This is a genomic window from Acetomicrobium sp. UBA5826, assembly GCF_002433005.1.
In the GTDB taxonomy this organism is placed as follows: Bacteria; Synergistota; Synergistia; order Synergistales; family Acetomicrobiaceae; genus Acetomicrobium.
In genome coordinates, this window is record NZ_DJHF01000027.1 from 37,527 (window position 1) to 60,703 (window position 23,177).

General features: G+C 48.9%; 25 protein-coding genes. 13 read left to right on the top strand and 12 right to left on the bottom strand.

Features of this window, described 5'->3' with window-relative positions; translation table 11 throughout:
• Window positions 1-159: 159 nt before the first annotated feature.
• Both B3N34_RS09560 and B3N34_RS09565 read left to right on the top strand, forming a co-directional pair.
• Window positions 160-942 carry an electron transfer flavoprotein subunit beta/FixA family protein gene (locus tag B3N34_RS09560; protein WP_286977658.1) on the top strand — a complete coding sequence of 261 codons (783 nt, stop codon included), beginning with the start codon at window positions 160-162 and terminating at the stop codon, window positions 940-942.
• Window positions 939-1,919: an electron transfer flavoprotein subunit alpha/FixB family protein gene (locus B3N34_RS09565; protein WP_286977662.1), complete on the top strand. Its 981-nt coding sequence runs from the start codon at window positions 939-941 to the stop codon at window positions 1,917-1,919. Before B3N34_RS09560 ends, B3N34_RS09565 begins: the two co-directional genes overlap by 4 nt.
• Window positions 1,920-1,949: 30 nt before the next feature.
• On the opposite strand, the gene B3N34_RS09570 is transcribed toward B3N34_RS09565, so the two are convergent.
• Window positions 1,950-3,032 carry an AI-2E family transporter gene (locus B3N34_RS09570; RefSeq protein WP_286977671.1) on the bottom strand — a complete coding sequence of 361 codons (1,083 nt, stop codon included), beginning with the start codon at window positions 3,030-3,032 and terminating at the stop codon, window positions 1,950-1,952.
• Between the two features lie 111 nt (window positions 3,033-3,143).
• Here B3N34_RS09570 and B3N34_RS09575 point away from each other — a divergent pair, with 111 nt between their 5' ends.
• From B3N34_RS09575 to B3N34_RS09600, 6 genes are all read left to right on the top strand, one after another.
• A complete protein-coding gene (locus B3N34_RS09575) occupies window positions 3,144-3,623 on the top strand; it encodes a Fur family transcriptional regulator (protein ID WP_286977674.1) in 480 nt (159 codons plus the stop codon).
• The gene (locus B3N34_RS09580; protein WP_286977683.1) at window positions 3,589-4,473 is read left to right on the top strand and encodes a metal ABC transporter solute-binding protein, Zn/Mn family; all 885 of its coding nucleotides are present in this window, start codon (window positions 3,589-3,591) and stop codon (window positions 4,471-4,473) included. The genes B3N34_RS09575 and B3N34_RS09580 overlap by 35 nt, the downstream gene beginning before the upstream one ends.
• A gap of 12 nt (window positions 4,474-4,485) precedes the next feature.
• Window positions 4,486-5,259 carry a metal ABC transporter ATP-binding protein gene (locus B3N34_RS09585; RefSeq protein WP_286977696.1) on the top strand — a complete coding sequence of 258 codons (774 nt, stop codon included), beginning with the start codon at window positions 4,486-4,488 and terminating at the stop codon, window positions 5,257-5,259.
• The gene (locus B3N34_RS09590) at window positions 5,252-6,070 is read left to right on the top strand and encodes a metal ABC transporter permease (protein ID WP_286977699.1); all 819 of its coding nucleotides are present in this window, start codon (window positions 5,252-5,254) and stop codon (window positions 6,068-6,070) included. Before B3N34_RS09585 ends, B3N34_RS09590 begins: the two co-directional genes overlap by 8 nt.
• 270 nt (window positions 6,071-6,340) lie before the next feature.
• On the top strand, window positions 6,341-7,975 hold the full coding sequence (gene serA, locus B3N34_RS09595; RefSeq protein WP_286977701.1) for a phosphoglycerate dehydrogenase: 1,635 nt from the start codon (window positions 6,341-6,343) through the stop codon (window positions 7,973-7,975).
• A gap of 2 nt (window positions 7,976-7,977) precedes the next feature.
• Window positions 7,978-8,616, top strand: a complete 639-nt coding sequence (locus tag B3N34_RS09600) for a histidine phosphatase family protein (protein WP_286977703.1) — start codon at window positions 7,978-7,980, stop codon at window positions 8,614-8,616.
• A gap of 17 nt (window positions 8,617-8,633) precedes the next feature.
• On the opposite strand, the gene B3N34_RS09605 is transcribed toward B3N34_RS09600, so the two are convergent.
• Genes B3N34_RS09605 through rsmG form a run of 5 tightly spaced genes read right to left on the bottom strand, consistent with a single transcriptional unit; the run spans window position 8,634 to window position 12,029 of the window.
• Entirely contained in the window at window positions 8,634-9,425 is a 792-nt protein-coding gene (locus B3N34_RS09605; protein WP_286977708.1) for an SDR family oxidoreductase, read from the bottom strand.
• Window positions 9,426-9,445: 20 nt separating this feature from the next.
• Complete coding sequence (locus tag B3N34_RS09610) at window positions 9,446-9,688, bottom strand: sodium-dependent proline transporter (protein WP_286977710.1); 243 nt, start codon at window positions 9,686-9,688, stop codon at window positions 9,446-9,448.
• Window positions 9,689-9,694: 6 nt separating this feature from the next.
• Entirely contained in the window at window positions 9,695-10,567 is an 873-nt protein-coding gene (locus B3N34_RS09615; protein ID WP_286977711.1) for a ParB/RepB/Spo0J family partition protein, read from the bottom strand.
• Window positions 10,543-11,334, bottom strand: a complete 792-nt coding sequence (locus B3N34_RS09620; RefSeq protein WP_286977712.1) for a ParA family protein — start codon at window positions 11,332-11,334, stop codon at window positions 10,543-10,545. The genes B3N34_RS09615 and B3N34_RS09620 overlap by 25 nt, the downstream gene beginning before the upstream one ends.
• The gene (gene rsmG / locus B3N34_RS09625; RefSeq protein WP_213697564.1) at window positions 11,322-12,029 is read right to left on the bottom strand and encodes a 16S rRNA (guanine(527)-N(7))-methyltransferase RsmG; all 708 of its coding nucleotides are present in this window, start codon (window positions 12,027-12,029) and stop codon (window positions 11,322-11,324) included. Before rsmG ends, B3N34_RS09620 begins: the two co-directional genes overlap by 13 nt.
• Window positions 12,030-12,172: 143 nt before the next feature.
• Here rsmG and B3N34_RS09630 point away from each other — a divergent pair, with 143 nt between their 5' ends.
• The 5 genes from B3N34_RS09630 to B3N34_RS09650 all read left to right on the top strand — a co-directional run bounded on the left by B3N34_RS09630 (window position 12,173) and on the right by B3N34_RS09650 (window position 17,373).
• Window positions 12,173-12,616, top strand: coding sequence for a PPC domain-containing DNA-binding protein (locus B3N34_RS09630; protein ID WP_286977715.1), 444 nt, complete (start codon window positions 12,173-12,175; stop codon window positions 12,614-12,616).
• A gap of 7 nt (window positions 12,617-12,623) precedes the next feature.
• Entirely contained in the window at window positions 12,624-13,472 is an 849-nt protein-coding gene (locus tag B3N34_RS09635) for a thermonuclease family protein (RefSeq protein ID WP_286977716.1), read from the top strand.
• 69 nt (window positions 13,473-13,541) lie between these two features.
• Entirely contained in the window at window positions 13,542-13,748 is a 207-nt protein-coding gene (locus tag B3N34_RS09640) for a hypothetical protein (protein WP_286977717.1), read from the top strand.
• 83 nt (window positions 13,749-13,831) lie between these two features.
• Window positions 13,832-14,029 (top strand): hypothetical protein, encoded by a 198-nt coding sequence (locus tag B3N34_RS09645; protein ID WP_286977718.1) that lies wholly within the window; start codon window positions 13,832-13,834, stop codon window positions 14,027-14,029.
• Window positions 14,030-14,064: 35 nt separating this feature from the next.
• The gene (locus tag B3N34_RS09650; RefSeq protein WP_286977719.1) at window positions 14,065-17,373 is read left to right on the top strand and encodes an AsmA family protein; all 3,309 of its coding nucleotides are present in this window, start codon (window positions 14,065-14,067) and stop codon (window positions 17,371-17,373) included.
• A gap of 92 nt (window positions 17,374-17,465) precedes the next feature.
• Here B3N34_RS09650 and B3N34_RS09655 read toward each other — a convergent pair whose 3' ends face one another.
• From B3N34_RS09655 to B3N34_RS09680, 6 genes are all read right to left on the bottom strand, one after another.
• Window positions 17,466-19,049: an MBL fold metallo-hydrolase RNA specificity domain-containing protein gene (locus tag B3N34_RS09655; protein WP_286977720.1), complete on the bottom strand. Its 1,584-nt coding sequence runs from the start codon at window positions 19,047-19,049 to the stop codon at window positions 17,466-17,468.
• A gap of 17 nt (window positions 19,050-19,066) precedes the next feature.
• A complete protein-coding gene (locus B3N34_RS09660; RefSeq protein ID WP_286977723.1) occupies window positions 19,067-19,750 on the bottom strand; it encodes a nitroreductase family protein in 684 nt (227 codons plus the stop codon).
• Window positions 19,751-19,855: 105 nt separating this feature from the next.
• Window positions 19,856-20,356, bottom strand: coding sequence for a TlpA family protein disulfide reductase (locus B3N34_RS09665; protein WP_286977724.1), 501 nt, complete (start codon window positions 20,354-20,356; stop codon window positions 19,856-19,858).
• 28 nt (window positions 20,357-20,384) lie between these two features.
• Window positions 20,385-21,092, bottom strand: a complete 708-nt coding sequence (locus B3N34_RS09670) for a cytochrome c biogenesis CcdA family protein (RefSeq protein WP_286977732.1) — start codon at window positions 21,090-21,092, stop codon at window positions 20,385-20,387.
• A 124-nt stretch (window positions 21,093-21,216) separates the two neighbouring features.
• The gene (locus B3N34_RS09675; RefSeq protein WP_286977736.1) at window positions 21,217-22,194 is read right to left on the bottom strand and encodes an ABC transporter ATP-binding protein; all 978 of its coding nucleotides are present in this window, start codon (window positions 22,192-22,194) and stop codon (window positions 21,217-21,219) included.
• Window positions 22,191-23,177: an ABC transporter ATP-binding protein gene (locus B3N34_RS09680; RefSeq protein ID WP_286977744.1), complete on the bottom strand. Its 987-nt coding sequence runs from the start codon at window positions 23,175-23,177 to the stop codon at window positions 22,191-22,193. The genes B3N34_RS09675 and B3N34_RS09680 overlap by 4 nt, the downstream gene beginning before the upstream one ends.

Sequence of the window (23,177 nt, forward strand, 5' to 3'; positions counted from 1 at the left end):
ATATGGTTCCGCCTGGATTATAACATGATCGTGGAATATCGGGTCCAGCGATCCAAAGGAGTATTTCAAAGACTTAACTAATGAGTTATGAGAACATGACATTGTGCTATAATATGTGGCAATTTACAGGTTATCGCGAAAAATTGGAGGTAGCAAACCATGAATATAATTGTGCTGACAAAGGTCGTGCCCGACATAGAAAGGGTGAAGTTCGACGCAGTCAGGGGAGTGGTGGACAGAAGTTCGGCACCACAGGAGATCAACCCCTTCGACCTCAACGCCATAGAGGAGGCCGTAAGGCTTAAAGAGCGTCACGGCGGGAGGATAACAGCCATATCCATGGGCCCGAGCGATGTAGAGCAAACCCTCAAGGACACCATAGCCAGGGGCGTCGACGAAGCCATTTTGCTCACGGACAAGAAGTTTGCGGGTTCTGACACCTTGGCGACCTCTTATGCCCTGTCTCAGGCGATTAAGTCCACAGGCGACTTCGACATAGTGATCTGCGGCGAAAAGACCGTGGACGGCGACACGGGACAAGTGGGAGGCGAGGTATCGGAGTGGCTTGGCATACCATACCTCCCCTATACGTCTAAGTTGAATTACGAAGATGGGAAATTCAAGGCAAGAGTGGAGCTTGAGAACATCATATACGAGGTGGAGGCCAGCCCTCCATTGCTTGTCTCCGTCACCAAGGACATAAACACCCCACGCCTTCCGGGGTTCAGGGAAAAGCTCAATGCCAGAAAGACCCAGGTAAAGAAGATGGATGCCAAGGGGATCGAAGCCGACGAAGGTCGGCTGGGTTTTAACGGATCACCAACATGGGTATACAAGATAGAGGTGCCAGAGGAAGGGCAGAGGGATTGCAAAATATATAAAGACCCCGAAAGCGGATTGAAGGAGATCATGATCATGTTGGAATCGAGGGATTTGATATGACCGCTAATGATAAAAGAGAAATACTGGTCTTTGCCGAGCAACGCAGAGGCAGAGTTCACCCCGTCACAATTGAGCTTCTGGGCAAGGCCATTGAATTGAGCAATCGCCTTCCTCTCATGGTCTCATCGGTGCTCCTGGGGAGAGACGCGGAAGGCGAAGCGCAGGAGTTAATTTATTATGGTTCAAAAAAGGTCTATCTCTTCGAAGACTCATCTTTGTATAATTACGATCCGATTTTATATAAGACGAATATCGTAGCTTTGGCAAAGGAGATAAATCCCTACGCCATCCTCTTTGGATCGACCCATATAGGGAGGTCCCTTGCTCCTCGGGTTGCCGCTTCCTTGCGAACCGGCCTGACGGCAGATTGTACGAATCTTTCAATAGACGAAGATGGGGCCTTTATCCAGATAAGGCCAGCCTTCACGGGAAATATATTGGCCCACATAAAGACCAAAACCTCTCCAAGTATGTCAACGGTGCGATACAAGGTCATGCAGCGCGCCAAAAGGGACGAAAAAAGAGAGGGCACTATCGTGAAGATGACGCCGCTGCCCAATGCCCCCTCCTGGGAGGTAATTGACGAAAGAGTTATCGAGGGCATCAACCTTCCCGACGCTGAAGTCATAGTATCGGGCGGAAGGGGACTCAAAAGGGCGGAGGACTTCAAAATGTTAGAGGAGCTCGCGAAGCTTTTGGGAGGAGTCGTAGGATCGAGCAGGCCTCTCGTGGACGAAGGATGGATAGGGAAGGAACATCAAGTAGGTTTTAGTGGCAATACGGTCAAGCCAAAACTTTACATCGCCTGCGGCATTTCGGGAAGTCCGCAGCATCTGGCCGGAATGAGGGACTCCGAAATGATAGTGGCCATAAACAGCGACCCGTCGGCCCCCATTTTCAGATACGCCGATATGGGGATCATCGGCGATATTTACGAGATAATACCCAAAATGATAGAAAAACTTAAAAGACGGTAAATTACGGCNNAGGCAGCCCTCGAGGCTGCCTTATTTTTTTGTGCGCCTTGATTCCATTAGAATTGCAACTGGGCGTAATATGGGCACGTTTTCGCAGGTGATTTTAATAACTACTGCTATAGGAACGGCTAAAACCGCACCGACTCCCCCCCAGAGCCAGCCCCAAAAAAGGAGCGACAGGAGTACGACGATGGGATTGATGTTGAGGGCGTCTCCCACTACTTTGGGTGCAAGAAAATTCCCTATGCTCATCTGTATGACCAAAAGGGCAATTGATGTAGTTATCGCAGGTTTTATGTCGGGGTAAAACTGCACTAAAGCCACCAATATGGGGGGAATGGAAGCAATCAAAGAGCCGACGTAGGGTATAAAGTTAAGCACAAAGGCCAACACTCCCCAGTTGACGGAAAAATCGACACCTATGACTGAGAGAGCAAGCCATACGGCTACACCCGTCGATGCGCTTATGACGACTGTCGTGAGCAAGTATCGACTGATCTGATATGAAATTGAATTTATTATTTGTTGAACCCGCTCCGCCATGGTTAAAGAAAAGGCGCGCCTGAGCCTCTCCGTGGACGCCGGAGTGCCGAGCAATATGAACACCAAAAAAACTACTATAAGGAAAAAATTGCTAATCAACGAGATAACTGTACCGGGAAGGGCAAAAAGCAACGGGGTAAGTCGCTTTCCGAGGTCGAATTCCATCAAAAGATCCGTAGGCAGGTTGGTTTTTTGGCCTATCTCCTGAACTATATTCATTAAGCGGCCATAATAATTCGGAAAGGCATTGACAAAGGGCAGTATCCTCCTGTAAAGCAATGCGAAGACCAATAGACAAATGACAAAAAATAGCGTTAGGATCAGAGAGACGGCCAGACCTCGAGGTATTTTCTTCTTTTCAAGTTTCAACAGCGCCGGTTTAAATATAAAAGAAATTAGCCATGCAATGACCAGAGGCATGACAACACTTCTGGCCGAGCGCAAGACGGCACCTCCGGCCACAATACAGAGAAAACTCAGTAGCATCAGTAAAGTTTGGAAGCTGTACCAATTTATAACGAATGTTCTATCCCCGGATTTTCTTGGCCTATGGCGATCGTGTTCGGACATCGGCGAAACCTCCTTCGCATTTATTCCTTTATTATAATCAACTTCCGTAGGCACTATCGGAAATTTATTGGTTCTTTGCAAATTATTTGCAAATGACATAAAATATTTCTCATGAACGAAAATACAGCAAGTGAAATTTTAAGGAGCAAGGGCCTGGCAGCAACGAAACAGAGAGTTGCAATTTTTCTAAAAATAGAGGAGTGCAATTGTCACTTCACGGCAGGGGAATTGCATCGAACGCTTGCTGAAGATAAATTCAGGGAAAGGGTGGACCTTGCCACCGTTTATCGGACGATTAAGACCTTTGAAAGAGCAGGCTTGCTCAGATGCGTGGCCGAGATCGGCAGTTGTCGATACTACGGGATGATCGACAACTGCGGCTTTGAACACCCCCACTTTTATTGCAGGAAATGCAGGCGATTATTTTGCCTTAAAACGATGGAGCTGGACTCGAAGGATATAGGAAATCTCGAAAAAATGGGCTTCGAGCCTCAGTTTTTGCTCCTTACGGTAGAGGGCTTATGTGCACAATGTAGCAAAGGAGGACATTCTAAGGATGGGCAGGACGATAGGACGCAGAGGTCTGATTAAGATACTTTTGCTTTTTTTAAGCATATCGTTGTTTTTGGGCAAAAACACATCTGCATTTGCAGATAATGAAGAGATAGTCTTCGTTTCGGTGCCGCCTATTGCCTATTTTGTCGAAAAAATAGTGGGGGAAACGATGAGGGTGGAATCGCTCATAAATCCTGGCGACGATCCTCACGTATATGAGCCAAAACCGAAACAAATGGCGGACCTTTCAAAGGCAAGGTTATATTTTTCCACAAACTTTCCCTTTGAGAGGAACCTTTTGACGAAAATAAAGGCCACGAACCCTAATCTGACAATAACCAACACCGGTTATGGAATTTCATATATGGAAGATGCAGCACATAAAGGCCATGAAGGGGAGGATGGCTTCGACCCTCACATTTGGACCTCACCTTTAAACGCTTTTAAGATAGCGGAAAATATCTACAGGGGGCTAGTTTCCGCAAACCCAGAAGAAGTAGAAATCTACAGGAAAAATTATCTGGAACTGCTGAGAAGCATAGCAAAACTGGACGAGGAGTTATGGGAAAGGTCAAAGTCAGCAAGGGGGATGAAATTTCTGGTCTTTCACCCTGCATGGAGTTATTTTGCGAGAGATTACGGTTTAATTCAAGTTTCCGTGGAACAGGAAGGCAAGGAACCCAAGGGTGCTCAACTTTCCCGTTTAATCGAAGATGCCAAAAAAGAAGGAATTAAAGTGCTCTTCGTCTCTCCTCAGCATTCGAAAAGAAGCGCTACGACCATTGCTGACGCCATAGGAGCGGAGATCGTGGAGATTGACCCCCTCTCCAAGAAATGGGACGAAAACTTAAGATACATGGTTGAAATTGTCTGCGAGGCTCTCTAGGCAGGTTTCAAGATGACAGGCCCACAGGATATCTATTTCGAAGACGTCTGGTTTTCATACAACGGTACCTTCGTGCTCCGGCAGGCTTCCTTTTCAGTGCCGACAAAGGAATTTCTGGTCATTATCGGTCCAAACGGAGGAGGAAAGACCACGCTTCTGAAACTGATGCTGGGGCTTTGCTCCCCTCAAAGGGGAAAGATCATCCTTTTTGGCGAATACACGCCAAGAGAGGCTTCGCACTTGTTGGGTTACGTCCCCCAAAACACAAATATAAATCTGGATTTTCCCGTCAGAGTCATCGACGTGGTGCTCATGGGAAGGTTGCGGGGTTTGAAATTCCTTTACACGAAAGAGGACAGAAGGGCCGCCGAGGAGGCACTTGAAATCATGGGCATGGACAAATATGCCAACGCCAAGATGAGAGAGCTTTCGCAGGGACAGAGACAGCGCGTGTTAATCGCCCGAGCACTGGTCTCTCAACCAAGGATATTGTTGTTGGACGAGCCGACGGCAAGCGTTGATGTCGAAGCGCAAAGGATACTATACGACAGATTGAGGGAGCTGAACGAAAAGATAACCATAGTACTCGTAAGTCATGATATGACCGTGATATCGAGCTATGCCACAGCCGTGGCTTGCATCAACGGCACGGTCTATTATCACGGTTCAAAGGAGATAACTTCTGAGATGCTCCAGATGGCCTACGGATCCTGCCCCGTGGAGCTGGTAGCCCACGGCATTCCCCACAGAGTACTGGCCAAACACGACGGTGATCGCGATGCTTGAGGCCCTCCAATACGAGTTCATGAGAAACGCACTGGCTGCTGCTGTCCTGGCAAGCGTCATATGCGGGATCATGGGAACGATTGTAGTCAGCAAAAAACTGGTATCCATGGCTGGAGGGGTAGCTCATGCGGCCTACGGGGGCATAGGAATGGCATTGTATTTAGGCTTTTCGCCCCAGCTTGGAGCAATCGGTTTTGCCCTTGCCTCCTCTCTTTTCATGGCTTGGACGACTTTGAGGATGGCCTCCAGGGCCGATACGGTGATCAGCATCATATGGGCCGTGGGGATGGCTACAGGGGTGATATTTTCGGACCTCACTCCAGGGTATGGGGCAGACCTGATGAGCTATCTCTTTGGCAGCATACTCATGGTCGCTAAAGAAGACATATTGTACATGGCAATACTGAGCCTGGCACTTTGTGCTTTTGTACCACTCTTTTACGGGCATTTACTGGCCTATTCCTACGATGAAGACTACGCCCGAACGAGGGGAGTGCCTGTGGACGTCCTTCATTTCACGGTTATAGTATTGGTGTCCTTCTCCGTGGTGCTTACGATAAGGATCGTCGGACTTATTCTCGTAATAGCCCTTCTTTCCATCCCTCCCTACATAGCAGAAAAGTTTTGCCGGTCCCTGGCGGGGATGATGGCCACGTCCTTTCTCTTGAGCATGTTCTTTTCCGTCTCGGGCCTGGCGGCAGCTTACACCTTCGATCTAACGTCGGGCGCAGCGATAATAATCATCGCCGCCATCGGTTATCTTGCAGCAGAGGTATATTTAAAGTTCAGAAAAAAGCCAAAGGGGGCTTGACAACTTTTCTCTTGAGTATTATAAAAAACGAAATTTAAGGTTCGACGAAGTGGTGAGGCAATATTATGATGCCTAAAAAAATAATATTTTCCATGTCATGCGGCAACGGTAGCAACTCTCGATCCTGGTCCCGAAACCAGGATAGGGAAGAGTGTTGCTTTTGGCCGCATGAAAGCTCGTAGAATCTCGTAATTTTTACTTTAAGCTACAAAATGGGCCGGAGGCGACATCTTCCGGCCCATTTTTATATTTCTAAAAGGGGGGGAATTTATGTTTAAAGTCTTAATAACAGAACATATTCACGAAGAGGGCTTGAAGGAACTCTATGAGGCACCTGACATCGAGGCAATACTTCGATTGAACATGTCGCAGGATGAGCTTTACGATGCCGTCAAAGACATCGACGCCCTTATTACCAGGAGCGGAACTGCCGTGGACAAAAAGTTGCTGGAAGCAGGCAAAAAGTTGAAAGTGGTGGCCAGAGTCGGAGTGGGGGTAGACAATATCGATTTAGGCGCTGCGAGCAAGATGGGGGTCATAGTGCTCAACTCGCCCACGGGTAATACTCTTGCCGCCACGGAGCTCACCATGGGGATGATATTTTCGATCGCAAGAAAAATCCCGCAGGCGAACAATTCACTGCTGTCGGGGGAGTGGAAGAGGGAGAAGTTTCTCGGGACACAACTTTACGGAAAGACCCTTTTGATAGTTGGCCTGGGGCGAATAGGCTCCTCAGTGGCAACACGGGCAAAAGCGTTGGGAATGGAGATATTTTGTTACGATCCATACATAAATCCGAAAAAGGCCGAAAACCTCGGAGTTAAACGTCTGGGCGACCTAAGGGGAGCTTTATCCCTCGCAGATTTTGTAACCCTTCACGTGCCCCTAACTCACGAGACCAGAAACATGATCAACGAAGAAACTCTGAAATCGATCAAAAGAGGGGCATATCTGATAAATTGTGCCAGAGGAGGGATCGTAGACGAAGGAGCCTGTGCGAAGGCACTCAAGGAAGACAGGTTGGCTGGGGCTGCTTTCGACGTCCACGTCGTCGAACCGGCAAAGGAAAGCCCCCTTTTCGACCCCTCCTTAATAGAGAAGGTCGTCGTAACACCCCATATAGGAGCAAACACCAGGGAGGCCCAAAGAGCCGTCGCCGAGATCGTGGTGAAAAACCTCATAAAAGCGCTATCGGGCGAACCCTACGAAAATGCCGTAAACCTCCCCTATATGGAAAACAAGATGACCCTTCAGGAAAGGGAGTTTCTGTCGCTTGCCAGAAGGATGGGCATGATAGCGGCTTGTGTCATCAAGGAACACGTTGATGAGATCACCGTGGCCATGGCCGGACCCTTACTTGAAGAGGTAGAGATAAGCTTGCCCTTTGAAGTGCCCTACAGATATATGCCCTTCACGGCAGCGGCTCTTAAGGGGCTTCTCGAGGTGAGGCTGGGCCCTGAAGTGAACGCCATGTCGGCGCCTCTTCTCGCAAAAGAACATGGTATAAGCGTCTTCGAGAGCAGGCGAGAGGCAAGGACGTATAAAAATGTACTTGCCATCGAAGTGAAATCTCAAAATAGGACCTTTTTCATGGCGGGAACGGTGACGGAGGAGGGCAAAAAGCGAATAGTAGGCGTAGATGATTACGAGATAGATTTCGTTCCCGAGGGGTGGGTGCTTCTTTTTTCCAACCATGACAGGCCTGGGGTCATAGGAAAGATAGGCACATTGCTGGGAGATTACGGAGTAAACATCGCAAACTTTGCCTTGGGGAGGAAAAACGGGAGCGGGCTTGCAATCGCTGCCCTTCAACTTGACAGCAGCATTCCAAAAGAGGTAATGGAAAAGATCCAAAAAGATGCAGATTTAATCTGGGCCCACCTGATAAACCTCAAAGGAGAGTGAAGATGTTGCGATACTACCTCATGAGACACGGAGAAACTACCTGGAACGCCAAGGACGTATTTCAGGGAAAGCAGGACACGCCTTTAAGCGAAAAGGGCCTGCTTCAAGCCAAGCTTACTGCGAGCCTCGCTTCCCGGATCGGAAAGGCAAGGATATGGTGCAGCCCCCTTAAGAGGGCATTGCAAACGGCAGAACTCCTGGCCGAAAGCGGCGGATATGAGATACTCACAGAAAAGGGCCTGATGGAGATAGATCACGGCAAATGGGAACGCCTTCATGTGGAAGAGGTGAAACGTCTTTATCCGGAATCCTTTGAGATGTGGCACAAAGAGCCCGATAAGGTCGTAATGCCCGATGGCGAAAGCCTGAGGGACGTTCAGGAACGGGCCTTAAGGGTTTTGACCAAAACAAGGGAAAGCGGAGAAGAGCAGGCTATTATAATGACCCATGACGCCGTGATCAAATGTCTTCTCTGCCATTGGCTCGAGCTTCCCCTCTCGAAGTACTGGAGTTTCAAGTTCTCAAACTGCAGCGTATCCATAGTGGAGGAAGACGATAAGGGTAAGGCAGTCATCTTGCTTCTCGACGATGTATGCCACTTAGAGCAAGGCTGGACCTGGCCGGAACAAAAATCGGTGTAAGTGGTTTTACAGATTCCTTAGGGCACAGCCTTGAGCATCCCTCCGTCAGCGATAATCGTCTGTCCCGTGATGTAGCTGTTGGCATCGGAACAGAGAAACGCGGCCAGACGGCCGTATTCCCGGGGATCGCCATACCTGCCCATAGGAATTTGTCTCAACATGGCAGAGCGAACTTCCTCAAGCGAGAGGTTCTGGCGCTCTGCCGCAGCTTTATCCAACTGCTCTATGCGATCCGTTTTGAACCTTCCTGGGCCGATAACGTTGACCAATATGTTATAGGGTGCCACTTCGCGGGCCAAGGTCTTCGTCATGCCCACAACGCCGAGGCGGAATGTGTTTGAAAGTATTAAATTATCAATTGCCTCCCTGATGGAAGATGAGGTGGAATTGAGTATCCTGCCCCAGCGCATCTTTTTCATGTAGGGCAATACAAGTCTGGTCGTCCTAACAAAGCTCAGGAGAGTCAGCTCGAAAGCCCTTTGCCAGACATCGTCAGGAAAATCTTCGAACCTTCCCGGGGGAGGTCCGCCGGCGTTGTTCACCAGGATATGAATGGTGCCATACTTTTGAACGACAAAGCTGACAAGCTTTTCTATATCGCCAGATTTGGTTACGTCGCAGACGAAATGTAGAGGCTCTTTTCCGGTGCTTTCTTTTATATCCTTCTTTGCAATCTTCAGCTTCTCTTCGTTCGTGGAGGAAATTACTACATTCGCTCCTTCACTCGCAAGCTCCGTCGCAATGGCCTTTCCCAAGCCAGAACTGGAGGCCAGGACCAATGCTACCTTTCCTTCAAGCCCCATGTTCATGCGATTAGCCCCCCTTCTAATTATTCCCTTCTATCTTTTTTAAGCTTATCCGCTATGGACTTTATCATGTTCCAACACTGTAATAACCCGAGGACTGCGCCCAAAAGGGCACCCCAAAGGGGTATCGACCTGCCCAGTCCATATCTGTCCTCAAAATAAAGGCCCAAATAGTATCCCAACAAGACGAACCCTACGATCAAAAGGGCAGCAGAGACAACCTTTGCGAAAATCGCTATATCTTCGAAATTTAATTTAAAATTCATTTTAAATTATACGCCCCGATCGAACAGCGAATCAATGTTTTCCTCGAGAAACTTTACAAGCCTTTCGACTCTCTTGTCGTCCAAACCTCCTATGATCAACCTGCTTTCGTCTTGACTTTTCTTTACGACTACTTTAAGGCCGTGGCTTTTGCCGAGGGGCAGTTCAACGGTAGAGGTCTTCTTTCTTCTTGCATCGCCCGAGGCCTTAAGCCTGCTTATCTCATCCTCAAGCCTTCTCACCGACCAGGAATGGACCACGCACTTTCGGGCAAGGACTGTTTGGTCATCTCCGGAGGACAATCCCGAAAGAGCTCTTGCATGGCCTTCCGATATCTTTCCCTCCTCGAGCAGCTTCTGCACCTCTACAGGCAAGTCAAGTAAACGTAGCTTGTTCGACACAAGGGGGCGACTCCATCCCAGGCGGGAGGCCACCTCCTCATGTGTCATCTCAAACCTTTTTATCATCTCCGAAAGGGACTTGGCCACTTCTATAGGCGACAGATCCTCCCTTTGGAGATTTTCTACGAGCGCCACCTGGAGGGACTGAGCATCATCCAAATCGACTATTACAACGGGAACTTCCTTAAGTCCCGCGATTTTCGCAGCTTTCCAACGCCTTTCGCCAGCCACAACTTCGTAACCTTCCCCGGCACGCCTAACTATTAGGGGCTGTAAAATGCCGTGTTCTTTGATGGACTCGGCCAGAGACGTCAAGCCCTCGTCGTTTATGCTTTGTCTCGGCTGAAAGGAAGAGGGTTTAATTTCGTCGATGGGCAAAAACCCCCGATCCTTTGAAGGGGTCATCGCCGTTTTATCCTCGAAGGATGATCCTATTAGCGCTTCTAATCCCTTTCCTAAAGCTTTCTTGGATTTAGCCACCTTTCTTCCACCTCCTCGGCCAATGCCATATAGGCCTTGGCACTGATGCACTGGGGATCATAGTAAATTACAGGTTGACCGTAACTTGGCGCTTCAGAAAGCCTAACGTTTCGCGGAATTGTCGTCTCGAACACGGCATCCGAAAAACGCTTTCGCACTTCCTCCGCCACCTCTTTAGAGAGGTTTGTACGGCTGTCGTACATGGTCAGGATGACACCCCCGATATGTAACCTTTCGTTGAGGTGGCGTCGCACCAGTTCGACGGTTCCAACGAGCTGAGACAGCCCCTCCAGTGCGTAATACTCGCATTGTATGGGGACTACCACCGTTTCGGCAGCAACCAGCGCGTTCACGGTCAAAAGTCCTAAGGAAGGAGGGCAATCTATCAGGATCAGGTCGAAATCCTTCAGCTTCGATAAGGCCTTAGCCAATCTGGTCTCTCTGCTCAACAGTCCCACCAGCTCGACCTCCGCCCCCGCCAATTCCAGCCTGGCCGGCAAGAGGTAAACCCCCTTCCACGGCGTCGAAGAGATCGCCTCATCGGGAGACGAGTCGTTGATCAACACGTCATACACGCTTCGAGACAACTTTCCCTTATCGATCCCCAATCCGCTGGTACTGTGCCCTTGAGGGTCGAGATCCGCTACGAGCACCCTTCTCCCTTTATCTCCCAGGGCTGCCGCCAGGTTCACGCAGGAGGTGGTCTTGCCCACACCTCCCTTTTGATTTGCTACGGCTATAATACGCAAAAGGCTCACCTCCACCATGGCCTTCTTTCGGGGATGCCAACCCTTCTGGGAACGCTTATTTGTGCGTCCTTTACCTTCTTCCATGTAAATAAGTAAAGCTTCTTGCCCGCCACCTCATAGCTCCATATCTCAAGCCCCGACCACCCCAATTTCTCCTCTTTTCCCTCGAATTCTTCCAGCTCCTCAAATCCCTTTGGCCCCTTGAAGGCCATGCAGCTGCCGCCCCTTCTGACGAGGGGGGAAAAATATTCTAGAAGGACGCCCAGGTGGGAGACGGCGCGGGCAGCAGCCAAATCGTAGAGACCTTTATTTGAAGATGCGAATTCCTCCGCCCTGGAGCAATGAACCCTGACATTTTCCAGGTTTAAGCTGCGGACCATCTCCTCCAGGACGAGACATTTTTTCCCGACGCTGTCCAGGAGATCGATAAATACGTCGCTTCTGCAGACAGCCCATACGAGCCCCGGCAACCCCCCTCCCGTCCCGATATCCACTATTCGGACATTGGAAGGAATAAGCTGTAGGGCCGCGAGACAGTCCACGATATGTTCGTCGAATATGCACTTTGGGTCGGCAGGCCCCGTCAAACGGGCACGGCTATTTGCCAATCCCAGAAGCTTTGCATAGTCCATCAATTTATCTCTGTTAGCATCTATTATGCCTTCTAAGACGTCCGATGCTACTTCTTTCGTCATAACTTTCAAATCTTCCATCACCTCCTATCGATGATATACTATTTTTCAAAACCCTAACAACAGGCGATCTTTTTGCGATGCCTCCGTGATTTTATGTTATCATTATTATAGCGTGACAAAATTATCGAGGAATAGAAGACGAAGGGAAAGGGGAGATCGACATGTCCGATAAAATTATCTACGCTAGAGACGATAATTATCTTATAGTCCGTCTGAGAGACGGCGATGATTTTTTTGAAACGCTTCTGTCCTTGCTCAAAAAAGAGGACATTAAATCAGCCGTTTTAGTCTCTTCCGTAGGAATGATGAGAGACGTAGAGTTGGGCTGGTTTAGCGGGGAAGAGTACATAAAAAAATCCTTCGAAGAGCCGATGGAGCTTCTTTCGCTCACGGGTTCCGTAAACGAGACGGAGGAAGGGAAAATATTCTTACACCTCCACGCGGTATTAGGGTCTTCGGATTTGACGACTGCAGGGGGTCATTTGTTCAAGGCTACAGTGCACCAGACGAACGAACTGGTATTCCTGCTGCCGACAAATATAAATTTGAAGCGGTTGAGAGAGGGAGAGGGATTGCTCAGGCTCTTCCCCGAGCGCAAGAAATAACAAGACCATGAAGAGCTTGGTTTCGCCAAAGGGCAAGAGGCGCTTGATTCGAAAGGCGCTTCTTGCCGCTTTTTTAATATGTCTTTACCTCTTTTCGGGCAATTTAGGAGAAAAGGAAGCTCTGGTAATAGACGTCATCGATGGCGATACTGTTGTAGCGGTGACGGAGGGTGGCGAAAAAGAAACTGTAAGATACCTGCTCATAGATACCCCGGAGCTTCATCATCCCAGCCGCGGAGAGGAAGAGCTAGGAAGAGAAGCCAAAGCTTTCAACGCTTCACTAGTAGCCGGCAGAAAAATAAAGTTTGAGCCGGACGCAGAAAAAAGAGACAGGTACGGAAGGTTGCTAGCCTACGCATGGATTGAAGAAAAGGGAGAAGAAAAGATGGTAAACGAGATGCTGGTCGAGGAAGGTTTGGCTCTGCCCTATTTCATACCACCAAACGGGAAATATCTCGACAGGATTTCGGAGGCCGCGAAAAGGGCAAAAGACAGAGATGTCGGGCTTTGGAAGATCGCCCGGAAGAGGGTTTACACTCCTGACCAGGTCTACGCGGCACTGCCATATATTGCAGGCCGTTATATAACGCTTGTCATGAGAGTCGAGGAGGCCAAAAAATCGGGCTCCCGATGGCTGCTGTATGAAAGGAAAAGCAGATGTCAACTGGTCATATACGATAACAATGAACACCTTCTTGGAGCAAAAGATTTCATTGTAGGCAGGAAGATAAGGGCGATCGGCAAAATAACGGCCTCCTACAACGGCGCCGAGATGATCATCTCCGATACATCTCAAATAGAAATCGAGGTAAAGGCTAAGAGTCGAGTAAGTAAAAGAGCGGTTAGGGTTTTATGATTTATAATGATAATATACAAGTTGAGAATGTAAAATTATGGTAAAATATTACTATGGAGGCGGTGAGTTATGTTTAAACTAATACTATTTAAAAGGAAGGGCCTTCTTTTCATTCTATCGTCTTTTATGCTCATCTCTTTTTTTCTGACATCCGTTACAAATCTCTACGCCGATCAGTTTTTCAGCAAACTCGACATCGATGAGATCTCCCTTAAGGGACACAAATTGCACATTCGCGGGGATACGGACCTGCCCCAGGGTCCACCCTGCAAATAAAGCTATCGATCCCTAAGCTGGACGACGACAAGGGAAAGGACCACGATGTAAAAGTCCAGATAACCCCGGGTAAATTCTTCGTAATGATCGACCTTCCGAAGGAATGGAAAAACGGTGGATGGATAAAATTTCTGTCCCTTAAGGCGATATTCGATCCCGACGATCAACCCAAGAAGGTCAGGGAGATAGTGGGCAATAAGGGAGAAAAGCTCAACGGCCCCAAAGTGAAAATCCAAAAGAACAAAAAGATAATGGTCTCCGTTAAAAACGTTGCTTTCTAAATGAGCCTGTTACAATTGTAAGGTGGTGATTGAAGGTGAAAGTGCAAAAGAAATATATTTTGATAGGCGTTGCAGCGATAATAGTGATCCTTCTGCTGATCATCGCAAATATCGACGTCGGCACGGGCATGATCCGAGAAATGGCTCCCCAGGCCGCGAAGGATGCCCTTGGAGCCGACCTGGCCCTTGGGAACGTTTCGGGCAACCCCATAAGGGGTTACAAATTGGGGGATGTCGCGCTCTCAAAGGAAGGAGAGGAAGTCCTTTCCATAAAACAGCTGGATGTCAAGCCAAGCTTGTTCGCGCTGATAGGCGGGAAGGTCTATCTCGATTCCCTGGTTGTGAACGAAGCCTTAATCGATTTCGAGAGAACGCTCGAGCTGGTGAAGAGCTTTAAACCATCAGGTGCGGGGGAGGGTTTGCCTTTAGGGACAGTAGAAGTTAAGTCCAGCACGGTAAAGGGCCCCTTCGGAGTTATAGACTTAAGCAGCATCGAGGTAAAGCCCGAGGCGACCACCATCAAGGCAAAAATTGATGCTTCATACAACGGGCTGCCAGCAAAGGGAGATGCAGTAATATCGCTAAAGGAAGGCGTCGCAATAGATGAGATGAACCTTAAGATCGCCCAGGGCGAGATCTCCTTTAGCGGCGAGATAATGCCCGAGCTCAATATCGAAGGAAGGGCTGAAAATATACAGGTAGAGGAGTTGAAACTTCTCTGGCCTCCCCTCGAGAAACAAAAGCTGGCCGGGGCCTTCGGCGGCACCATCAAGTTATCAGGTAAGCTGCCCGACATTCGCGGCGAGGGCGATTTGAGCTTCGAAAAGGGTATGATCGTCGGCATATCCGTCGAACGGGCGGGATCCGACTGGCGTTACGAGGAAAATACCCTCGACTTCAAAAACATAGATGCTGACGTCTTAAGCGGCAACGTCCACGGAAGCCTGACCATGATTCTCAGGACATTGCCGCCGCACATAAACCTCTCTTTGGAGGGTAAAAACCTCGACGTTGGCCTCCTGTCGAAGGAATTTCCCCAACTGGCGGGAAAAGTATCCGGCACTGTGGACAGCGTCAAGGCTGATATCTCCGGAATGGCCATGGAGTTATCGGGAAAGGTCGCTCTTTCCGCGTCAAAACTTTCCGTCATGAATCAACCCCTTCAGGCTATCAATATTAAGGCGAACATCGATAAAGGGAAAAGGATAGATATCGACGCAACTTCCCGATGGAACGAAATGCCTCTCAAGGCGACGGGTTATGTCGATCTTCCGAGGGGTCCTTTTGTTAACATGGTCGTGTCCTGTCAAAAAGCCTCCATCGATAAGATAAAGGCCCTTGTGCCATCCCTAAAGGATCTGCCAGCAAAGGGAGATGCCTCGGGAGAAGTGCAGATCAAGGGCTCTCTCAAGGACGTTGCTTCCCTTTCGACATCGGGCAAAGTATGGTCTGATGCCATCACGCTTTTAGACCAGGAGATAAAGTCTCCCACCGTGAATTTCGAATTTAAAGAAAACGCCCTGGACATCAAGAGCTTTTCCGCATTATGGCAAAAAGCTAAGTTCCACGGCGCAGGGAAGGTCGTAAACGTTACAAAGGCCCCAACTTTGGATATAAAAGGAAAAGTTGAGGGATTGAATTTGACTAACATGAGACAACTCCTCCCCCAGCTCGAGCAGTATGAGTTGGCAGGCACCGTTTCATCGGAATGGCATATAGTTGGACCTTTGAGCTCTCCAGATCTCTCTTTAGATTTTAATTCAAGCAGTATAACCTTTTCCGGCATAGCAGCAAAAGGCATCTCCGGTTCAACTTCTTTGAAACCTTTGGCTAAAGACCCCTTGTCCGGAATTTCGGCTCAAATAAAGGCCTCTTCGGTAGGGACGACGGCCTTTTCGTTGATAAATGACCTGTCAGCTTCCATAAAAGGTGAGGCTAACAAGATCAACTTGACCGAGATCAAGGGCCTGCTTCTGGGCGGAAACTTCAATGCCACGGGCCAAATTGCCATTAAGGATAAACAACCTGCCATATCTTTGACGGCCTCAGCGAAGGGCGCCAGACTGTCAAACCTGCAAAACCTTGGGTTGGCTTTGCCGATAGAGGGGTTGATCGATTTTGAGGCGAAGGCAGACGGCTTGCTGCCGGACGTCATAATTGCAGCCAAGGCTTCGTCGCCCGAGATAACCGTGGCCGGCTTCACGCTAACCGATGCAGCTTTAGACGCGGAAGGCCCATGGAACTCCCTGAAGATCAAATCCTTCAACGCCAGGGCCGGCGGAGGGGCGCTAACGGGCAGCGGAAACATCGCTTATGATAAAGCGTTAAGTCTAAACTTTGACCTGCAGGGAAACAACCTCGACCTGAAGGAGATATCCAAGAAATTGGACGAGGCAAATAAACTGAATATGCAGGGTCTAGTAAACCTTAGGGCGACGATTTCCTACGACGACAAAGGCCTTATGGGCGACGGAGAAATTACATCTCCTGAAGCCGGTGTCTACGGGCTTAAAGCCAGTGACATAAAAGTCCCCTTCGTCATGAAGGATGGCACAATAACAAGCCAAGACATGAAAGCCCGCTTTTACGAAGGGAATGCATCGGGCAAAGGATCCATCACTTTGTCGAATTTGAAATGGACGACGTCCGTAAGCGTTTCCGAGGCAAACTTGGATCCGCTCATTCATGATCTCTTTCCCATGGAGGGACACATCACCGGAAAGGCAGGGCTACAGTTTGACGGCAGCGGCACGCTGGGCAAGAATCTGGAAGGCAATGGTTCCTTTAATGTCGGAAGCGGCAAAGTATCCGATTTCAAAATGGTTAAGGTCATTGCAGCAGCCTACGGTAAAAGCACCATAGATTACAAGTCTATCCAGGGAAGGTTCGTCTTAGATACCATGGCGTTAACTCTGCTTCCTGGGACTCAGGCTTATGCCCCCAAGGGAGATCCTATATATACCTACTTCGGTGCCGACGGCATGATTAAATACAACGGCAACCTCAATCTCTCATGTTACGGCAATTTGAACGTACAGGCCATAAACGCCCTGGTGGGCGGCATAAAGGGCGGCATTCTTTCCGGAGGGGAATCGCTCAAGTCAACTCTCGAGGGGTTCTTAAGCGGCTTGCTGCATGGCTCTCAAACGACGGACTTCAGGGACGTCAACCTTAACGTCACGGGCACTTTTAAGTCTCCGAAGATATCCAATCTGGAAGTCTCCAGACCCGTCTCGGAAGAGACGTCGCAAGGCCTAACTCAAGACCAGACGCATACAAAATCGAGTCCCGAAGATGTGATCAAAAAGACAATACTTGAAAGGATATTCAATAAGGATAAATAAGGATAACTGAAGGCAAACGACGACGAAAAAAGGACCGTCGCTAAAAATGCGATGGTCCTTTTTTCGATATTCTCAAACAGTCCATAAAGATGTTAACGAACGACCCTTTGACTTGCTATCTCCAGTAATAATTTGGCCGACATGAGGAGAGGTCCGATCTCTTCCGCAACTTCCGCCTCTTTAAGGGCATCGTTAATGTTAGCCAGCAAAAGATCCATGTCCTTTAAAATGGACTGCACCTCAACGGGAGGCCTTTCCGCCGGAACTTCGACCCTCTTTTCGACGGTGGAACGTCCACGATCGAGGGACATCTCATATCCCCTTTGGGGTACAAGGGCCTGACTGCCCAACTTTCTCAACTCATCTGCCAAAGAATTAGATGACCTCTCTTCTCCGTGGGTAACTATGAAAGTCGGATTCGTCTTGAAGTTGGACGCCCAGGCAAGGAGGTCGTCCTTGTCTGCATGGGCAGAAAAGCCGCCTATCGTGTGATACTTGGACTTCACGGCCACCTCCTCGCCAGCGACCTTGACGAACCTCGCTCCATCTATGATCTTGCGCCCCAGAGTACCGGCCGCCTGATATCCTGCGAATATCACGTGAGCCTTTGGGTTCCACAGATTATGTTTCAAATGATGGACAATCCGACCTCCGTTAGCCATGCCGCTTCCCGCCAAGACAATGGCGAAAGATACATCGTTGATTTTTTTCGACTCCTCGGGAGAGGTGACCTCCTTCAAACCCATGGGGGCGAAGGGGTCCTGATTTTTGAAGAGCTTGTCTTGTATTTCCGCCGAGAGGAGGGAAGAATATTTCCTGTATATCTCCGTAGTCTTGACGCCCATGGGGGAGTCGAAGTAAATGGGCACATTGTCCTTTAATATGCCCCTTTCTTGAAGGATGTTGAGTTCGTAGAGTATTCTTTGAACCCTGTCCACAACGAAAGTAGGAATCAAGACCTTGGAGCGGTCCCTCAAAGATTCCGCTATGACCGAGGCGAACTCCTCCCTCGTCTCATCCAGGCTTTTGTGATTTCGGTCTCCGTAAGTGGACTCTATTATCACGTAGTCGGCGTCGTCTATGACGGCCGGATTCCTGTCAAGGACGGTAACCTGCTGGCCAAGATCGCCTGAAAAGACCAATTTGATGCTGTCTTTACCGGCCCAAATTTCGATGATGGCACTTCCTAAAATGTGTCCGGCGTCGCGAAAGCGCACCTTAATATCAGGCACCGCCTCGATGACGTCATCGTAGGAGACGGGCACGAACATTTCCAACGCCCTTTCTATCTCCTTTTCCGAAAACAGAGGATATACGGGCGGAAGCCCCTTTCGTCTGTTTTTTCTGCTCTTCCACTCCGCCTCCTCCTTCATCAAACGGGCCGAATCCCTCCACAATATCTCGCACAGCTCGAGGGTCGGAGTAGTTGCATAAATTTTTCCTCGAAATCCTCTCTTCACGAGAAGGGGAACGCGTCCGGAATGATCCAGATGGGCATGGGTCAATAAAAGGGCATCCACCGTGGAGGCATCGAAGGGGAAGGGCTCACTGTTTTTCCTGTCCTCATCCCTCCCCTGAAAGATACCGCAATCGATCAACACCTTTTTCCCGTCGTGTTCGAGTAAATAATTGGACCCTGTTACTTCTCCTGCAGCACCATAAATACCCAGTCGCAATAAAGATCCCTCCCCTCTCAGAGGGATGCCGGGAAGGGGTTCCCGTATTTTCCCAGGGACACTACACCCTCAAAGGATTTCCGCGGCCTGGGTTTGGGGTTTTCGGCAGGATATCCTAATGTTACAAGGGTTAAAATCATGGCATCTTGCGGGATCTTTAGATCGCGGCGAACTTCCTCATAAAGTTCCTCGTTCACAGCCGTAACCTCGTTTGCGAAAGCTCCGACTATGCAGCTTCCCACGCCTTCGTGTTTGGCCTGGAGTATCATGAAAGCAATGGCCAGAGACAGCTGCTCGTATAGCCTTGCAACCAATATCTCCTCGCCTCTTAAAAGAGGGTTGTATGCAGGATCGTCGAGGGATTTCTTGATCCTTTCCTCGTCGAAGCTCTGTCCCAGGGCTTGAGATAGGGCCTTCATCTGCATTACCCTCTGCTCTTTTGACCAGGCGTTTCGCTCGCCTAAACAAAGGACGACGCTATCGGCTGTCTCTACGAAAGGCTGGCCCACCGCCAACCGGCGCAATTTTGATTTCATCGTCTTTTCCCGCACGACGATAAAATGCCAGGGCTGTACGTTTGCCCAGCTGGGTGCTCGTCTTGCCGCATCTAGAATTCTCATTAAAACATCATCCGGAATGGGACGGGGGTCATACCTTCTTATGCTCGCCCAACTTTCTATCTCAGGAAGCAACCCCTTCATCAATTCATCATCTCCTCTTTCGAGCTATTTCTCATAGAAAGTATAACATATCCAGCATCGACACCCAGCTTCACCGTTTGTATCAGAAAGTTTGTATCAGAAAAGCTATAAACCAAATTTTTCTTTTATTTGTTTATACGTCAGCGGGCCAACATGTACCTCGATAATCTTCAAATTTTCGTCCAAGAAGTAGCTTGTGGGAATGTACCTCACAAGATATGCTTGAGCCGCCAATCCATCTTCATCGAGATAGACAGGAAAGGCGAGCTTATTTTCGAGAACAAAATTTTTAACGTGAAGGGCGGACCTTTCCGAGGTAGTCAAATTGACGGCTACGATGTTCACATCTTCGCCATGTTCGTCGAAAAATCGCTGAAATTCGGGCAACTCCTTGAGACAGGGAGGACACCAGGTGGCCCAAAAATTCAATAAAATGGGCTTGCCCTTGAAATCGGAGAGTTTGACCTGCCTTCCGTCGAAGTCCACTGCTTCGAAATCCGGCGCGGTTTCACCCCTTTCTATGGCCGAAAGAGGTGAAATGCTAAAAGCAAAGACGACCAAGAAAGCTAAAGATATTGTCAATGTTAAGGTTTTCCTCGTTTTCACTTAACAACACCTCGCCTTTATTAGAAATTTACATAGGAGGGGTCCATAGATATGCGAATCTCGAGAAAAGATCGAAGTACATTAAAAGCCCGACCGCTATAAGAACTACTCCAGCTACTTTTTTAATGTATTCCAGCTTACTTGCGTTAGCCTGTATAAAGCGCTCGAACCACTCCATGAATAAGGCTACAGCCAAGAAAGGCAGCCCCAATCCCATGGAATAGGCAAAAAGAAGGAGCATTCCATCCCTTACAGTTGAACTGCCGCTTGCCATGACCAGTATCGACGCCAAGATAGGACCGACGCAGGGCGTCCATCCGGCTGAAAAGGCCATCCCCGCAAGAAGAGCCCTTATCCAGGAATGACCTCCCGATCCAGCCTTCAATCGGCGCTCCCGCTCAAGAAATGCTATATCAAACAGTCCAATCATATAAAGCCCAAATATGACTATTATCGTTGCTCCTGCTTTCTTAACGAGAGCTTGGTTTTTGATCAGAAAACTCCCCAATGCCGTGGCGGAAGCTCCGAAGGAGACGAAAACGACAGAAAAACCTAAAACAAATAACAGGGCGTGAAGAAAGACCCTAAAGTTCTTCTTTGCCTCGGCTTTACCCGATATCGGGAGAGCGTCGCCGGCCAAATAGGCGATATAGATGGGAATCATCGGCAAAAGACAGGGAGAAAGAAAGGAAAGCAATCCTGCAGCGAAAGCGATCGTTAGCGATATCTCAGACATATCTTTGACCTCCTATACCCGTGTATGTATATTATAACATCGAATACCGCGTCTTTTTAAAAAACAGGAGCCGAAAATTCCCGGCTCCTTTTGAAACGACAGGCAAAAAGGCGCTCGCTATATTCTATTTAGAATGCAAGAAGCAGGCGACAAAGTGGCCGTTACCCACATCCACCAATGGAGGTTCCTCCTTCTTGCACCTTTCCATAGCGTAACGACACCTGGGATTAAACCGGCAACCAGAAGGTGGATTGGCAGGCGAAGGCACGTCGCCCTCCAAAATAATGCGCTGACGTTGGCGCTTCGGATCGGGAACCGGTATGGCAGAAAGTAGGGCATGGGAATAGGGATGCAAGGGGTTGCTAAAGAACTCAAGCTTTGGCGCCTTCTCGACTATTTTACCCAAATACATTACGGCAACTCTATCCGATATATGTCTAACCACGGCTAAATCGTGGGAAATGAACAGATAGGTAAGCTTCAGCTGCTCCTTTAGTTCGTTCAACAAATTTAATATTTGGCTCCTGATGGAGACGTCCAGAGCCGACACCGGTTCATCGCAGACTACGAACTTTGGCTTCAAAGCTAAAGCTCGAGCAATGCTTATCCTCTGGCGTTGCCCGCCGGAAAACTCATGGGGATACCTGAAGCGATGCTCTGGGAGCATTCCGCATTTCGACAACACCTCGGATATGTAATCGTCCAGCTCTCTTTTAGAGCACAGGCCATAATACCTCACGGCCTCGCCCACAATTTCGTTGACGGTCATGCGAGGGTTTAAGCTGCCGTATGGATCTTGAAAGATTATCTGCATCTTTTGCCTGATGCCGCGCGGGTTATCGCTAAGCATTGTTTCCACGTCTTGTCCCATAAAGAAAGCCTTTCCTTCGGTAGGCTTAAGCAAATGGAGCACGGTCCTCCCCAACGTAGTCTTTCCGCATCCCGATTCGCCGACCAACCCCAGCGTTTCCTGATCGTCAATGAAGAAGGATACGTCATCGACGGCTCGAACATAACCTACCGTTCTCTTGAATACTCCCTTGCGAATGGGAAAATACTGCTTCATGTTTTTGACCTCTAAGAAATGGGGAGCTTGCGTCATCTGGCCCCACCCCCAGAGTCGGAATCGTAGAGGAAACATCTGACCATACGCCCATCGCCAAGGGAGTAGAGAGGAGGTATTTCCCGTGAGCACCTCAAAAAGGCCCTTTCGCAACGGTTATGAAAACGGCATCCATCGGGAAATTCAAAGGGGCTGGGCACAAACCCAGGGATTACGTGAAGTTTATCGAGGTCTTTATCAATTCTCGGAATTGAAGTAAGCAACCCCTGTGTATAGGGATGCAAGGGTTCATAAAAGAGAGAGGCCACGGGCGCTTCTTCAACTATAAGACCGGCATACATGACCACCACTCGCTGGGCCATCTCAGCAACGACGCCCAAATCATGAGTAATGAGCATGATGGCCGCATTGAATTCTCTTTGCAGATCGTTCATGAGGTCTATTATTTGGGCCTGAATCGTAACGTCCAAAGCAGTAGTGGGTTCGTCCGCTATCAACAATTCGGGCTTACAGGCCAAGGCCATGGCTATCATGGCCCTTTGGCGCTGTCCTCCCGAAAGCTGATGCGGATATTCGTCAACCCTTTGTTTTGGGTCGGGAATTCCGACGAGCTGAAGTAGCTCTACGGCCTTCTCTTTGGCCTCCTTACTGCCCATTCCCTGGTGGAGCATCAAGGGCTCCATTATCTGAAACCCTATAGTCAAAACGGGGTTCAAGCTCGTCATCGGTTCTTGAAATATCATGGAGATCTTGTTGCCCCTTATTTGGCGCATCCTCGCTTCAGAAGCTTTGGTTAAATCTTCGCCTTTAAAGAGGATGCTCCCTCCCGCTATCCTTCCAATTGGCTTTGGAAGAAGCCTCATTACAGAAAGAGCGGTAACGCTTTTGCCACAGCCGGACTCACCTACCACGCCCAAGGTCTCGCCCGGATTGATGTGGAAGGTCACTCCTTCTACGGCCTTCACCAGTCCTCTGTCGGTATCGAAATAGGTCTTAAGATCTTTTATCTCCAATAAGCTCAA